This is a genomic window from Roseibium sp. MB-4, assembly GCF_053005265.1.
Map to the genome: position 1 here is coordinate 424,449 of NZ_JBRKQB010000002.1, position 13,803 is coordinate 438,251.

Genomic DNA, 13,803 nt, shown 5'->3' on the forward strand with positions numbered 1-13,803 from the left:
CCGGCTTCAGCCTCGGCGCGCGCTCAATTGATCGGACAACGCCCGAACGCCGCCACGAATTTGATCCTCCGTTGCCCCGGCAAATCCGATAATCAATCCAGGCTCAGGTGCTGCATCCAGATAACAGACGGACAACGGTGAGACAGAAAAACCGCGGGCTTGCATGGCGCGCGCAACCTTCCGATCATCCAAGTCTTCGTTAAAGCGGACAGTCACCTGCACGTTGCCGAGCGGCGGCTCGACCGACACGGCATTGCCCAGTTCTTCTTTGAGCGCCGTGACGAGGTCGTTGCCCCGTTGCTGGTAGACAGACCGGATACGTTTCAGGTGCGCCCGGTAATGCCCGCTGTCGATGAAGTCGGCGAGCGCGATCTGGGCATGCACATTGGCCAGCTGCCCCATGTTCCGGAAAACTCCCGCCAAAGGACCACTCAGGTATTTCGGCGCAACGGCATAAGACACCCGAAGGCCCGGCAGCAGGCTCTTTGAGAAGGTGCCGAGATAGATCACCTCCCCACCCCCTGCGAGCCCTTGAAGCGCAGCCACCGGGCGGCCTTCAAAAAGAAACTCGCTGTCGTAATCGTCTTCCAGAATTGTCGCGCCTATTCGGGACGCATTCTCGATCAAGGCGAGCCGCCGGGCGAGCGGCAACCGGGCTCCGAACGGATACTGATGAGAGGGGGTGACATAGATCAGACGTGGGTGCGGGCTTTCATTCTCGAGGCCATCCGGCAGAACCCCATACTCATCCACCGGCAAACCCCGGATGTTCAATCCAGCGCCATGAAAGGCCGTTCGCGCGCCAATATAGCCCGGATCCTCAATCCAGGCCGTATCGCCAGGATCTGAGAGAGCCTGGGAAATGCCCGCAAGCGCCGCCTGCATTGAGGGAACGATCAGGATCTGGTCCGCTGTGGCACGGACGCCGCGCTCACTTGCAAGATAATCCGCAAGGATCGCTTTCAAAGCCGGATAACCCGATGGATGCTGATAGAGCAGATCGGGCGTCCGAACCGTTCGCACAGCTCTGCGCAGACAGCGTGCCCAGTTTTCATAGGGAAAGATATCCAATGCAGGCGCACCCGGCTGAAGCGCTTCATGGCGCTGACCCCAGCTGTCGCCACGCAGGTTCTTCGCGAGCTGGTTCCCCCGTTTGGAAAGCCCGCGCGGAGGCACAGTATTGACGCTATGTATTTTGGCGCCTTCAGGTGCGATGCCGCCAACAATAACTGGCGCAACGCCTGCACTCACCTCCACGATCCCCTCGGCCTTTAAAAGCTCATAAGCCGTGTTGACCGTATTGCGCGAAATCCGTTGTTGCTGCGCAAAACTGCGCGACGATGGTAAACGCATGCCCACTTTCAAGCGCCCCTGCCCGACCGCCTCGCGTAACGCTCTGTAAATTTGCTGGCTCAGTGGAACAGACGATGACCGGTCCAGATCACAGACACCTTCGAGCAGCTCTGGTACTTTCATTTTTTCAAAACCGGACCTTTCTATGGAGCCAGATTATCGATCATAACCGGCTTACACAAGAACCCGATCCGAGAAGAACACGATGAAACACGAAAAACCCGACCTGCCCCCCTACGCCAAAATCCGGCAAATGAATCGCGGCGGGTATGACAAGGAACTGGCAAACGAAATTCTGGATGCCGGTCTGGTCGCGCATTGCGGCTTCATCCATGAAGGCCGCCCGATGGTTATCCCGATGGTCTACGCACGCATCGGCGACAAGCTCTACATTCATGGGGCCAGCACCACCCGGATTATCAAGGACAACAAGGCCGGTGTCCCTGCAAGCCTCGAGGTAACCCTGTTGGACGGCCTGGTGTTTGGCCGGTCCGCTTTCCATCACTCCATGAACTTTCGGTGTGTGATCGTTCATGGGACCGCGCGTCTTGTAGAAGATCTCGAAGAAAAGAATATCGCCCTTGCGGCGATTACCGATCACATGGCCCCGGGCCGGTGGGCGGAATGCCGCGAGATGTTGCCGAAGGAACTTAAAGCCACCGGCGTGTTGGTTCTCGATGTGGAGCACATGAGTACCAAGGTACGCACAGGCCCTCCGGTCGACGATCCGATTGATATCGGCACGGACATTTGGGCCGGAATAGTCCCGGTCGCCACCGGTTTCGGCCAACCCTATGCAGCAACGGATGTACCGGACGGGATTGAGCCACCGGCTTCCATTCTGGCAGCACGGCAGAAATTTGCCTGACCAAGAAGCTGAAAAAAGAAAAACCCCGCTGCGCCGGCAACGGGGTTTTCAATGCCCACGAGTGACCGCCCTGTCACTAGTTAGCTGGACGCCAGGATCCGCTGTACTTTTTTGCAATAGCGGCGGCTGATCGGGTTCATGCGCTTGGCATAGTGACCAGCGTTGTAACGCAGAATGGTTCCGCACAAATCGCCATTGGCCCGTTCGTGTGCGCCTGCGAGGTACTTCATCCCCCACTCGAGATTGGTCTCCGGGTGGTAAAGCGCTTTAGTGGATCCGCGATACCCCATACCGCGCGCTGTCGCCGGCTTGATCTGCATCAGGCCGACCTCGCCAGCAGCCCCGCGGGCCCGTGAATTGAAGTTGCTCTCGACCTCGACAACCGCCTTTGCGATCTTGATCGGCACGCCGTGCTTTTTGGCAGCCTTGCGGATGAGAGACGCATATTTGTCTTTGCGGGGATTTCCCGTCTTAGTGGCTTTGGCGCTTGAGGAAAGCGATGCAACACTTCGGTTGCCGCCGTATTCATTGAGCACAGTCCGCGGATCAGCAGCGATGGCTTGCGCCGGGATCATGAGAGTTTGGGCGAAAACACACAGCGCCCCAGTAGCTATTTTAATCGACCGTAACATTCGTCCAGCCCGTTTGGTTTTTGATGTAGGATTTTCGGAGCGGAGGAATGACCGAGCTATGGGACGAAATTTTGCACTGCAAAATCACGAATTATTACAATATATTTCAAAATTTTACTAATATTTGCATCTCAACATCAGGAGAGTCTGCAATTTGTGTCAGAGCTGTGACACATAGCAGACCAAACCGGGGCACAGTTGTGCAAATTGTGCCCGGCACTTTCATCAAGGATTAACGGACGGAAATGGGCCTCATCTGAACTACACAAAACTTGGTTTAGCCAGACCTATTTCAAAGATGGCAGCTTGGATAGAAGGTTGTGAAGCGTTTCGATGGTTGAAGCGTCCACTACGCCGTCAACTTTCTCGGGGCGGAAGTGGCGCTGAAAGGCCGTCACCACCTTACGCGTACGGCGATCAAAGCGGCCATTGATGTCGACTTCGTATCCATAAAGCGCCAGCATGGACTGCAACGCTTCTACGGGCTGGCCTTCTTCACCCTCCTGCATGAAGAGCCCGGAACCAATAGGTTCTGGCTCCACGTAATGACCAACGCCGGCAGCAGCCAGCTTGTCCCAAGGGAACAATTCACCTGGATCTTCTTTGCGGCTTGGAGCGATGTCGGAATGCGCCAGAACCATCCACGGATGGATTTGATGCCGCGAACACACATCAGCGCAAAGCGCAATGACCGCCTCTATTTGAGGCTCGGCGAAGGACCGATAACCGAATTCATGTCCAGGATTGACCATTTCAATGCCGATCGACCTTGAATTGATGTCCCGCTCGCCCTTCCAAAAACTCTTCCCGGCATGCCAGGCACGCCGGGCTTCCGGGACGCATTGCAAAATGGAGCCATCTTCCTGCACGACATAATGTGCGGAAACCTCAGAACGCGGATCACACAGTCTTTGTAGAGCCTCTTCCCCGGTCTGCATCCCAGTGTAGTGCAGGATCAGCATATCAATCGGCGCATCCGCCGCACGGTCTCCATGGTTCGGAGAAGGATGAACACGTGCCTTGACGCCGGTATCAGTCGCAACGCTCATATGCCCCTTTCCGCGCAAATCTGCGCCCATGCCTCATTCAATGCGGCCAGGCGGTCATTGGCGATCCGGACAAATTCTTCTGGGACTCCACGGGCGATAAGCCGGTCAGGATGGGTTTCTTGAACTTCCCGCCGGTAGTGAGCTTTCAATTCAGCAGCACTGGCCTGCGCACCTATCCCCAACACTTCATACGGATCACCGTCTTTACGGACATGGCGGGCAAGAACTTTGGAAAACTCTCGCTCATCCAGCCCAAAAACCTTAGCCACTTCCGAAAGGTAGCTTATTTCGCTCTGGTGCACGACGCCGTCAGCTTTGGCAATGTGAAAAAGGCCATCCAGAATATCGAGCAGGGTTTTGCGATCATAGGGAAAAAGGTCGGCGAGCTTCTTTGCGTAAACATCGAAACCGGCAACATCTTCCTGGGCAAGATTGAACAGCCGTGCGACATTTTTTTCCTCGTTCGACGGAACATCGAAGAGTTCTCGAAAAGCAATAACTTCATCGGCCGTTACAACACCGTCAGCCTTGGCCATCTTTGCCGAAAGCGCGATCATCGCGACTGTAAAACCGACTGTATTTGCTCCCTCTGGCCGTGCCAAAACGAGCTGCACAAGCCTGTCGACAATCTGCGCACCGCCAGATCCAATTGCACCGACAATGCTCCCGATGCTGCTCCAGACGCTCACACGTAAACTCCCTTGAGGGTTCGATTGCCGATCATTCAGCTCCAACCCGGAGCAGCAGGAATCGCCGGGGTCGGGTACAAAAAGTCTTCTAACTGCACATGATGGTTTTGGCTAGCTGGGCCCAGAAGCCTATCCATTCTGCGGACTCCAGTCTCATCGATTCCTGCTTTGTTTGGCGCGGCCTTTGGAACGATTGAAAAACAACACTGATTCATGATGGTTAAAGACTTTTGCCCTACTTTGGTGCAACCGTTTATCCGAAATGGTGCCGAGCTGGATGGCCACGTCATTTGTCAGAAGTAACATTGTTATATTTTTGATATCCATGTCGCTGGTAATGCTTCTGGCTGCAGGCGTCTACGCGAGCAATCGGCTATTGACCCATTGGCTCCTGGTTAAGGGCCTGGAACAGACCTATGCTGCGTGGGCAGATACGGTCTACGACACGTTACAACCGCGTGAAGTCCGGGACACAGCAGTCCTGCCGCAAACCCTCGATGGCCTGCGTATGACGTTGACAAGTGATGGGCGATCAAACGCGTATCACGAACAAGTCGATACGTTACAGAATTCGTTGAAATCCGGTCATGCGCCCGCCGGAGTCCTTCACTTTTCCATCTTGCCATCCGCCATGGAAACCCGCGAAGGGCCGCGGTCTGCTGCCTGGGCATCACCCGAGTGGGAAGAGAAAAACCTCTTCCTGGCGCCGCAGACACTGACGGATGCAAAGGTCGCGGCTTTGAGTTCACCTCGAATTCTGGCTATTCCCGACATGAATACAGTCGGGCAATTCGGGAACAAAGCGGTCATCGTGTATCCGGCCAAGGATGCGAATTCGCGCAGTCTGATTGCCCTGGTCAGCACAGCGACCATCATGAAAAGCCTTGCCCCCTTGCTCTTTTCAGTGAGTGCGGCGATCGGGGGCTTGTGTCTCATATCCTTTTTGTTCGCCGGCATTCTGCTCTGGATGCGCTTTCGCGAACAATTGCAGACCAGCAAAAACATTCAGTACCTGGCGCATCATGACACGTTAACCGGGCTGCCAAACCGCGCCGTGTTCAATGCACGTTTGAGTGAAGCACTCCGTTTTGCCCAGGCGAAGGCATCGAACATCGGCGTCATGATCATCGACGTGGACAAGTTCAAGGAAATCAATGACACCCATGGCCACGGGATTGGGGATGTATTTCTGCAGATCATTGCAGACCGGTTGAAATCGGTCTTCAGTGGGCATCTGGTTGCGCGTCTGTCAGGAGACGAGTTTGCCGTCATGCTGACCTCGGTCTCGGATACTGGCCGCATGACACGTTTGGCAGCTGACATGATCAGTGCGACGGATCCGCCCTGCAATATCGACGGCCGGGAAATCAAAATATCCTTGTCCATCGGACTGGCGCGGGCCACCGATGGATCTTGGCGCTCCTCACGTTTGCTTCACTGTGCAGACCTCGCTCTTTACCGCGCGAAACATGAAGGTCGATCCACGTTCTGCTGGTACACTCAGGACCTGGATGCGGAAGCTCAGAAACGAAAAGAGATCGAACAGGGTTTGGTCAAAGCTCTCAAGTTCGATCAGTTGAAACTCAAGTATCAGCCTCAATACGCGCTCAGTGATGGCTCATTGAAAGGATATGAAGCACTGATCCGCTGGGAGCATCCCACCAAGGGCATGATGCGCCCGGATTCCTTCATTCCAATTGCAGAAGACACAGGCCTAATCGAAGACATTGGCAATTGGGTCTTGGAGCAAGCTTGCAGGGAAGCTGCGCTGTGGCCCAACTCCAATCGGCGGGTAGCAATCAACATGTCACCTGCCCAGTTCGCAGCCGGTGACATACAAAAGCGCGTGGCGCGCGCCCTTCAGAGCTCAGGCCTGGACCCGAAACGTCTTGAAATTGAAATTACTGAGAGTTTGCTCATTTCCAATACTGATTCCGTCGTCCACACGCTTCGGCAAATCCGGGATATGGGCGTCTCAATCGCAATGGACGACTTCGGGACCGGTTACTCATCGCTCAGCTATCTCAGCCTGTTCCCGTTCGACAAGATCAAGATCGACAAGGCCTTCATCCAAGATCTTGGCAAGGACGCGAGCACGGATGCAATTGTTACGTCAATCGTCGGCCTTGGCAGATCTTTGAATGTCACCATCACCGCAGAAGGTGTTGAAACCGAAGAGCAAGCCATATTGCTTCGCGCCGCCGGCTGCGATCTTATCCAAGGGTATCTTTACGGCAAACCTGATGACGTAAAGGTTCATGAAACCGTTCAAGCCGATATGACAGCTAAGATTCGCTCAGTGAAAAAGACATGGGCAAGGCAATCTGCTAAACCGGATTCAGTCCCTCCCACAATTTCTAGCGGACCGCGGAAAGCCGTCGTAAAACCTGAGAAATCTGACGTGGAAAGCAGTAACAGTTTACCGACCGACGCTTCCTTTGGAGCACCGGTCGCTGTTCAAGGTTCCTGATACAGTTTGGTTAGGCTGCACCCTGTTTCTGCCGATCAGACTTACGTTCAGAATATCGATCCACCAAATAGTCAGACCGCCCGCGCACCAATAGTGTGAACTTCATCAGCTCTTCCATGACGTCCACAACACGGTCGTAGAGTGGTGATGGCAGCATGCGTCCGTCATCATCAAACTGGGTATACGCCTTCGGAACCGAGGATTGGTTCGGTATCGTGACCATGCGCATCCAGCGGCCAAGGATCCGCATCTGGTTAACAGCATTGAAAGACTGGGACCCACCCGAGACTTGCATCAAAGCTAGTGTTTTGCCTTGTGTTGGACGGACGGCCCCGGTGCTCAACGGGATCCAGTCGATTTGAGTTTTCAAGATGCCTGTCATCGCGCCGTGGCGTTCGGGTGAACACCACACCTGAGCCTCCGACCAAATGCTCAGATCCCGCAGTTCAGCCACTTTTGGATGGCTTGCATCGGCATCATCTGGCAACGGCAATCCTGAAGGGGCGAAGATCCGGGTTTCCGCCCCGAAAGCCGTCAACAGGCGGGCAGCTTCTTCAACCAGCAATCGGCTGTAGGACCGCTCTCGCAGAGATCCATAGAGAAGCAGTATGCGCGGCGGATGATCGAATGCTACCGCCTGATCCACCTCTCCAGCGGTTACGGGCTTGATGTCCGCAAAGCTCACATTCGGGAGGTCCTCAGGTTTACCGTCAAACATTTGAGCTCCCGGCGTTGACCACTTCCCCATCTTCCTTTGTGAATGCGCCGATATCGACCGGAAGCAAATCAACGACCCTTTCAGAGGGCCTGCAAAGCCGGACACCCTTGTCGCTCACGACGATCGGGCGATTGATCAGGATCGGGTGCTCCATCATGAAGTCGATTAATTGGTCATCAGTCCATTTGTCATCGCCAAGCCCCAGTTCATCAAAAGGTGTCCCCTTCTGGCGGAGCAAATCGCGGACTGAAATCTCCATTCTTGCGATCAAATTCACCAGCTCGTTGCGGGATGGCGGCGTTTTCAAATACTCGATCACGACCGGGTCAACGCCAGCCTTGCGGATCATCTCCAGCGTGTTCCGGGACGTCCCACATTTAGGATTGTGGTAAATGGTGATGGTCATATTAGTGTGTTTCCTGATTGGGGGCGCTGATGGGAAAGCAGCAGATATCGGGATTGTTGCCGCAACAGTCTTCGATGAGAAATCCAAGCAAGGATCGCATCCTCAGATAGTCGACGGAGTAATGGATGTGCCGCCCTTCCCGGCGCGTATTCAAAAGCCCGGCTTTTTCCAAAGTTGCCAGATGGAAGGACATCCTGGTGGGCGCAACGTCGAGGCGATCTGCGATTACGCCGGACGGAAGACCTTGGTCTCCCTCCATCATCAACAGCCTGAAAGCCGCCAGCCGGTCTTCCTGGGCGAGAGCCCCAAGCGCCATGATTGCGTCATCTGATTTCATAATTCGATACTACAAGAATTATTGTAGTATGAAAACAGAAATTTTGCGTCCTGCCCGCAGAACCTTTTTTACATGGCAGCTGCGGCGCGGGCGGCTTGGTCGTAGTTTCCGGAAACGAGGCGGAGGGTTGCGGCAAGCCGGGAGAGTTCACTCTCATCCAACCCAAGCGCTTTCATGGGCTCGACCAGAAGCGCTTCCCGCAGCCGTCTGTACTCCATACAGGCAGTCTCGCCTTCAGGCGTGATCTCAGCGGTTTTTTCCTTGCCGCGCCGACCCGAGGTAATCAGTCCGGCTTTCTCAAGTTTTTTGAGCGCGTAGGTCACCGTATGCGTGTCTTCGATATTCAGGACCAAGCAGATATCGGACAGTGTCTTGGCCCGCCCACGGTGATTGACCGAGTGAAGAACAAGGACATCAAGCGGACCTAGGCCCTCTGAGCCACTGGCAGCCATGCACCGGACCATCCAGCGATGATAGGCGTTGACCATCATGGTCACGGCAAACTCGATTTCCGACAGGGCCGGCATGGCCCCGGATGCAAGATGAGCGGCCGAAACCACTGGACCAATTTGGGCATCGGTGTTGGGTTTCGGCCGCTCAGTCATTTATCGTTCTCTCAAGTTGTTCTGAAATGCCCTTTTAATTGCTCAACATCGTCTGAGGCAACCACAGGGCCAATCCCGGGAATGCGACAATCAGAACCAGGGCCAAAATCATCAACAAGAAGAACGGCAAGGCCATACGCGCAACGGAGAAGATATTCCGACCCGTCATGCCTTGAAGAACGAACAGGTTGAAGCCGACCGGTGGCGTGATCTGGCTCATCTCGACGACGAGAACCAGATAGATCCCGAACCAGATCAGATCTAGGCCTGCCTGCTCCACCATGGGCAGGATTACGGATGTTGTCAGAACAACAACGGAAATCCCGTCCAGGAAGCAGCCAAGAACCACGAAGAAGAGGGTCAACGCGATCAAAAGTACGTAAGGCGACATGTCCATTCCACCGATCCAGGAGGCCAGCTCACGCGGGATGCCTGTATACCCCATCGCAACGGTCAAAAACGCGGCCCCTGCCAGGATGAAAGCGATCATGCAAGATGTGCGTGTTGCGCCCAACAAACCATCGGCAAAGCTCTTTCGACTCAAAGTCCCGGACACCCAGGACAACAAAAGTGCCAGCACAACGCCAATTGCCGCGGCTTCCGTCGGAGAGGCAAGACCCGCATAAATCGAACCGATCACACCAACGATCAGGCCAACGACCGGGAAGAGACGGCGCGTTGCCTTGATTTGCGTCCAAAGCGGGAGTTTTTCCTCCTTGGCCGGCATCTTGTCACGGTTCAGCAGCGCCCAAAGTGCGACATACCCCATAAACAATAAGCACAACATGGCGCCTGGCAGCACGCCCGCCATGAAAAGGCGAGCGATCGACTGCTCAGTGGCCGCACCATAAACGATCAGAATAATCGATGGCGGGATGAGCAATCCAAGCGTCCCAGAGCCTGCAAGGGTACCAATCGCGATACGCTCGTCATAGCCGCGTGCTTTCAACTCCGGCAGTGACATACGTCCCACTGTGGCCGTGGTGGCGGCCGAAGATCCGGAGACTGCCGCGAAGATCCCGCAGCCCAGGATGTTCACATGCAGAAGCCGGCCGGGCAGGTTCCGCATCCAGGGAGACAGCCCGGCAAACATGTCCTCCGACAAACGCGACCTGAACAGAATTTCACCCATCCAGATAAACATCGGCAAGGCGGTGAGATCCCAATGGTGAGAGGCACCCCAGACGGTTGTCGCCATGACCGGTCCTGCGGGTACGGACACCAGCGCCATCATTGTTGCAAGTGCGACGGCAAACAACGCAACGGCCACCCAAATGCCCGTCGCCAAGGCCGCCAACATGCCCAATCCAAGAAGGAAGGAAAGCAAAGAGAGATCCATCATTCGCTCCCTTCAATCGGGTCGTCGCGAACGACGGTTTCAAAACTTGGCGCTTGTCCGCGCAAGGACGTGACAAGATCATCCAGCAGCGCAATCGCAAGGACAAAGAGCCCAAGTGTCATGACGGCCTGCGGGTACATGAGCGGGATCGGAATGATACCGAAAGACACTTCGTTGTAGCGGTAGCTGTCCAGCACCAGAGCCAAAGCGTGCCAAGAAAAAAACGCGGCGAGAGCGAACGCAACAGCCAAGGCCCAGATATTCAGGAGACGGGCAACGGTAGGGCCAACACCCTGCAAAAGAATGGACACACGAATGTGGTCACCATTGCGCAGTGTTCCGGCCAGCGCCAAGAAGGATGCTCCGACAAGAAAGAAGCCTGCGATTTCAGCGAGCGACGGAACCAAAAGTCCCAACGGCTCCATTCCGACCAGGCCACGCGCGCCGTCCAGCAACCGCCCCATGACCTGAAGAGTTACAAGTAGAGCGATTGTCACAAGGCAGCAGGCAGCCAACACAGTTGCCGTCTTGTACAATCCATTGAGCGCATTTCGCATCCGCTCTCCCCCAGATTTTTGCAGCAAGAAAAAACGCCGGACAATTTTGGCCCGGCGCTTCTCTGTCTTAGTTGGCCTTGTAGGCTTCCAGGATGGCAGCGCCATCTTCACCGGCCTGCTCTTGCCACTCTGCGGCCATCGTTTCACCGATTGCGGCCAGATCGGCGATCAGCTCGCTGCTCGGCTGAACGACAGTGATGCCGTTTTCCTGAAGAACTGCCGTTTTGGTCTTGGTTTCAACCTTGGAGGATTCCCAACCGCGGGTTTCAGCTGTCGCGGCAGCTTCCAGAACCGCGGTCTTTTCGGCGTCGCTCAAGGCGTCGAACGCAGACTTGTTGACAATCACCATGTTCTTCGGCAGCCAGGCCTGTGTGTCATGATAATGGGTCAGGAAGTCCCAGGCCTTGGAGTTGGCACCGGTGGACGGGGATGTGATCATGGCTTCAACACGACCGGTCGAAAAGGCAGTCGGAATGTCCGGCACTTCAACCTGGGTCGGAACGGCATCAGCCAAAAGTGCAAGACGCTCGGTTGCGGCGTTGTAGGCACGGAATTTCAGGCCGGACAGATCGGAGCCCTTTGTCACTTCCTTTTTTGCGTAAACGCCCTGCGGAGGCCACGGCACTGTGTAAAGGAGCTGCAAGCCTTGCTCGGCAAGCTTTTCTTCAAGCGCCGGTTTGGACGCCTGATAGAGTTTCCAAGCTTGGTCGTAGGACGGGGCCAGGAACGGTACAGAGTCCACACCAAAAACCGCATCTTCATTGGCAAGGCGGGAAACGAGAACCTCACCGATCGGAGCCAGGCCTTTGCGGACGGCATTTTTGATTTCCGGATGCTTGAAAAGCGATCCTGCTGAATGGAGCTGGATTGTCAGCGAGCCACCGGTCTTGTCGGCAACTTCATCGGCAAATGCAGCGATGTTCTGAGTGTGGAAATTACCATCGCCATAAGGGGTCGGCATGTCCCATTTGGTTTCAGCAACAGCGGCGGTGAGACCAGCAACACCAAAGGCGGCGGCAGCGGCAAACGTCATCCCGGCCTTTGCCAGGGATCGTGACTTCAACATGATGTTCTCCTCTTAGAAGCAAAGGGGTTTCTTGAACCTGAGCACGGCAGCATGACGGCGCTTTCTGCGAACGCCCATCCATTGCTCCCACCTAAACGCTAATCCGGGAAAGAGAAAACATCAACATTTTATCGATAAATTCTTTCTAAAAATCTCCTAGGCACTGAAAAACGATGGTTTCCGGGGAACAACTCAATTTCTAAGAGATACAATCAGGCGCATTAATACAATCAATGAAAGATAAAACAAAGATACTCTACTAAAGCGCGCATTCGTATTTCTTCTTTTCACCTCTGCAATGGCATCCGAGGCTTCGCGAATAACCGTCGTGGGATTGGTAAGGGGTGGTGCTATGATTATCCAGCCCGGTAGATCGGTCGTAGACCTGAAGATCGGCTATACAATGGTGGTCAAACTCGGCAGACGATTTTGACTCATGTAGGACAGCTGGTTCGGCCAAAACCTGCCCGCTGCCCCACAACGGCGCGACACAGAACCAGAGCAAACAAAACAATCGATGGCACCCCGATCGCAGTAACAGGCATTTGGACACCCCAAAGGCTTGTAAAAAGGAAGCTAAACACGGCGAGCGCAATGCTGAATTTCTCAAAACTCAGATATCCGGTCTCATTGCCCTGCTGAATAAGCAGCAACACAGGAATAACCAGAAGAGCCAGATCATAGTCCAGCAAATAAGGAGTTGAGAGGCATGCCCCGATAACCAACAAACTGCCCTTGATGGTCATCGGCAGGTCCTGACGCCATGACCAGATAACGGCTCCGAAAGATGCCAAAGCAAAGCCAACCTGCACAATCATGCCAGCCGTGTTTCCGACCCCGAACTGGCGTAACCAACCGAGAATTGAAGCGTATTTATTCGCCGGCGTGTGGCCACTTTCCAACCAGTCACGGGCAAACGCAATGGTCTCAATAAACGCGCGCCAGACCTCTGTCCCAAAGACAACCCAGCTAGTGGCGGCAAATAGCAAGGTCGTTACGGCGGCTGATGCGAATGCGCGATATTCACGACCGGCCAAAAGTGCAAACGGAATCAAGATCCCCAATTGCGGCTTATAGCTCAGCAATCCAATCAGGATACCGGCAAGAACCGGCCGATCACGATCCAGCGCGCCGAGTGCACCGGCTAAAAGCGCGGTATTGAGCACAGCGTTTTGCCCGTGAATGATCCCGGAGATAACCGCTGGAAAGACAATCAGGATCCAAAGGATTGACCGATCACGCAGCAAATACCTGCAAGCCACCACCAACGCGACGACTTGAAGTGCCTCAAACAGAAGCGCCGAAGGCCGATAGGGCAACATGGAAAATGGCGAGACCACCATCAACCATGTCGGCGGATAAAGAAACGGCAATTCTCCTTGATCGAATATTTCAAGTTGAAACTCGTTTACGAGAGAAAAATCGTAGGCCTCTGCAGCAGCCCCTTCCAAAACAAAAAAACTTGCCGTCCAAAAACTGATGAAGTCCCCGAACATCGGACGGTATTCCGGAAAAACCACCTTTGAAAATTCAAATCCCAACCTGAAAATCATCAGTGCACCGACGATCGCCAGGACAAACATCAGGACACTGTCCGCCACCGGATCGCTCATACGCAATCCATAGCGGAACGTTCCCGACTCAGTGTGCGGGTTTGAACCACCCGTACTCTTCATGTGCACATCATCCCACGCTTTGGCACCCTCAAAAAGAC

Annotated in this window: 14 protein-coding genes; 2 read left to right on the forward strand and 12 right to left on the reverse strand. The window is 54.6% G+C overall.

Annotated features, from left to right (window positions below; genetic code table 11):
• Positions 1–6: 6 nt before the first annotated feature.
• Positions 7–1,476 carry a MocR-like pyridoxine biosynthesis transcription factor PdxR gene (gene pdxR / locus ACVDG4_RS13040; protein ID WP_447235383.1) on the reverse strand — a complete coding sequence of 490 codons (1,470 nt, stop codon included), beginning with the start codon at positions 1,474–1,476 and terminating at the stop codon, positions 7–9.
• 82 nt (positions 1,477–1,558) lie between these two features.
• Here pdxR and ACVDG4_RS13045 point away from each other — a divergent pair, with 82 nt between their 5' ends.
• Positions 1,559–2,221 carry a pyridoxamine 5'-phosphate oxidase family protein gene (locus tag ACVDG4_RS13045; RefSeq protein WP_447235384.1) on the forward strand — a complete coding sequence of 221 codons (663 nt, stop codon included), beginning with the start codon at positions 1,559–1,561 and terminating at the stop codon, positions 2,219–2,221.
• Positions 2,222–2,301: 80 nt separating this feature from the next.
• Here the strand turns inward: ACVDG4_RS13045 and ACVDG4_RS13050 are convergent, their stop codons facing one another.
• From ACVDG4_RS13050 to ACVDG4_RS13060, 3 genes are all read right to left on the reverse strand, one after another.
• A complete protein-coding gene (locus tag ACVDG4_RS13050; RefSeq protein ID WP_447235906.1) occupies positions 2,302–2,796 on the reverse strand; it encodes a lytic transglycosylase domain-containing protein in 495 nt (164 codons plus the stop codon).
• 344 nt (positions 2,797–3,140) lie between these two features.
• The gene (locus tag ACVDG4_RS13055) at positions 3,141–3,902 is read right to left on the reverse strand and encodes an N-acetylmuramoyl-L-alanine amidase (protein WP_447235385.1); all 762 of its coding nucleotides are present in this window, start codon (positions 3,900–3,902) and stop codon (positions 3,141–3,143) included.
• Positions 3,899–4,591: a TerB family tellurite resistance protein gene (locus ACVDG4_RS13060; protein ID WP_447235386.1), complete on the reverse strand. Its 693-nt coding sequence runs from the start codon at positions 4,589–4,591 to the stop codon at positions 3,899–3,901. The genes ACVDG4_RS13055 and ACVDG4_RS13060 overlap by 4 nt, the downstream gene beginning before the upstream one ends.
• A gap of 325 nt (positions 4,592–4,916) precedes the next feature.
• Here ACVDG4_RS13060 and ACVDG4_RS13065 point away from each other — a divergent pair, with 325 nt between their 5' ends.
• Complete coding sequence (locus ACVDG4_RS13065; protein WP_447235387.1) at positions 4,917–7,061, forward strand: putative bifunctional diguanylate cyclase/phosphodiesterase; 2,145 nt, start codon at positions 4,917–4,919, stop codon at positions 7,059–7,061.
• Positions 7,062–7,071: 10 nt separating this feature from the next.
• On the opposite strand, the gene arsH is transcribed toward ACVDG4_RS13065, so the two are convergent.
• The 8 genes from arsH to ACVDG4_RS13105 form a co-directional block, all read right to left on the reverse strand.
• Positions 7,072–7,779, reverse strand: coding sequence for an arsenical resistance protein ArsH (arsH, locus tag ACVDG4_RS13070; protein ID WP_447235388.1), 708 nt, complete (start codon positions 7,777–7,779; stop codon positions 7,072–7,074).
• Complete coding sequence (gene arsC / locus ACVDG4_RS13075; RefSeq protein WP_447235389.1) at positions 7,772–8,185, reverse strand: arsenate reductase (glutaredoxin); 414 nt, start codon at positions 8,183–8,185, stop codon at positions 7,772–7,774. The genes arsH and arsC overlap by 8 nt, the downstream gene beginning before the upstream one ends.
• Position 8,186: 1 nt before the next feature.
• Positions 8,187–8,522 (reverse strand): ArsR/SmtB family transcription factor, encoded by a 336-nt coding sequence (locus ACVDG4_RS13080; protein WP_447235390.1) that lies wholly within the window; start codon positions 8,520–8,522, stop codon positions 8,187–8,189.
• A gap of 68 nt (positions 8,523–8,590) precedes the next feature.
• Complete coding sequence (locus ACVDG4_RS13085; RefSeq protein WP_133946237.1) at positions 8,591–9,127, reverse strand: winged helix DNA-binding protein; 537 nt, start codon at positions 9,125–9,127, stop codon at positions 8,591–8,593.
• A 34-nt stretch (positions 9,128–9,161) separates the two neighbouring features.
• On the reverse strand, positions 9,162–10,466 hold the full coding sequence (locus tag ACVDG4_RS13090; protein WP_133947574.1) for a TRAP transporter large permease: 1,305 nt from the start codon (positions 10,464–10,466) through the stop codon (positions 9,162–9,164).
• The gene (locus ACVDG4_RS13095; RefSeq protein WP_428523931.1) at positions 10,466–11,023 is read right to left on the reverse strand and encodes a TRAP transporter small permease; all 558 of its coding nucleotides are present in this window, start codon (positions 11,021–11,023) and stop codon (positions 10,466–10,468) included. The genes ACVDG4_RS13090 and ACVDG4_RS13095 overlap by 1 nt, the downstream gene beginning before the upstream one ends.
• Before the next feature lie 67 nt (positions 11,024–11,090).
• A complete protein-coding gene (locus ACVDG4_RS13100; RefSeq protein ID WP_447235391.1) occupies positions 11,091–12,089 on the reverse strand; it encodes a TRAP transporter substrate-binding protein in 999 nt (332 codons plus the stop codon).
• Positions 12,090–12,523: 434 nt separating this feature from the next.
• Complete coding sequence (locus ACVDG4_RS13105) at positions 12,524–13,765, reverse strand: glycosyltransferase family 87 protein (protein ID WP_447235392.1); 1,242 nt, start codon at positions 13,763–13,765, stop codon at positions 12,524–12,526.
• Between the last annotated feature and the right edge of the window lie 38 nt (positions 13,766–13,803).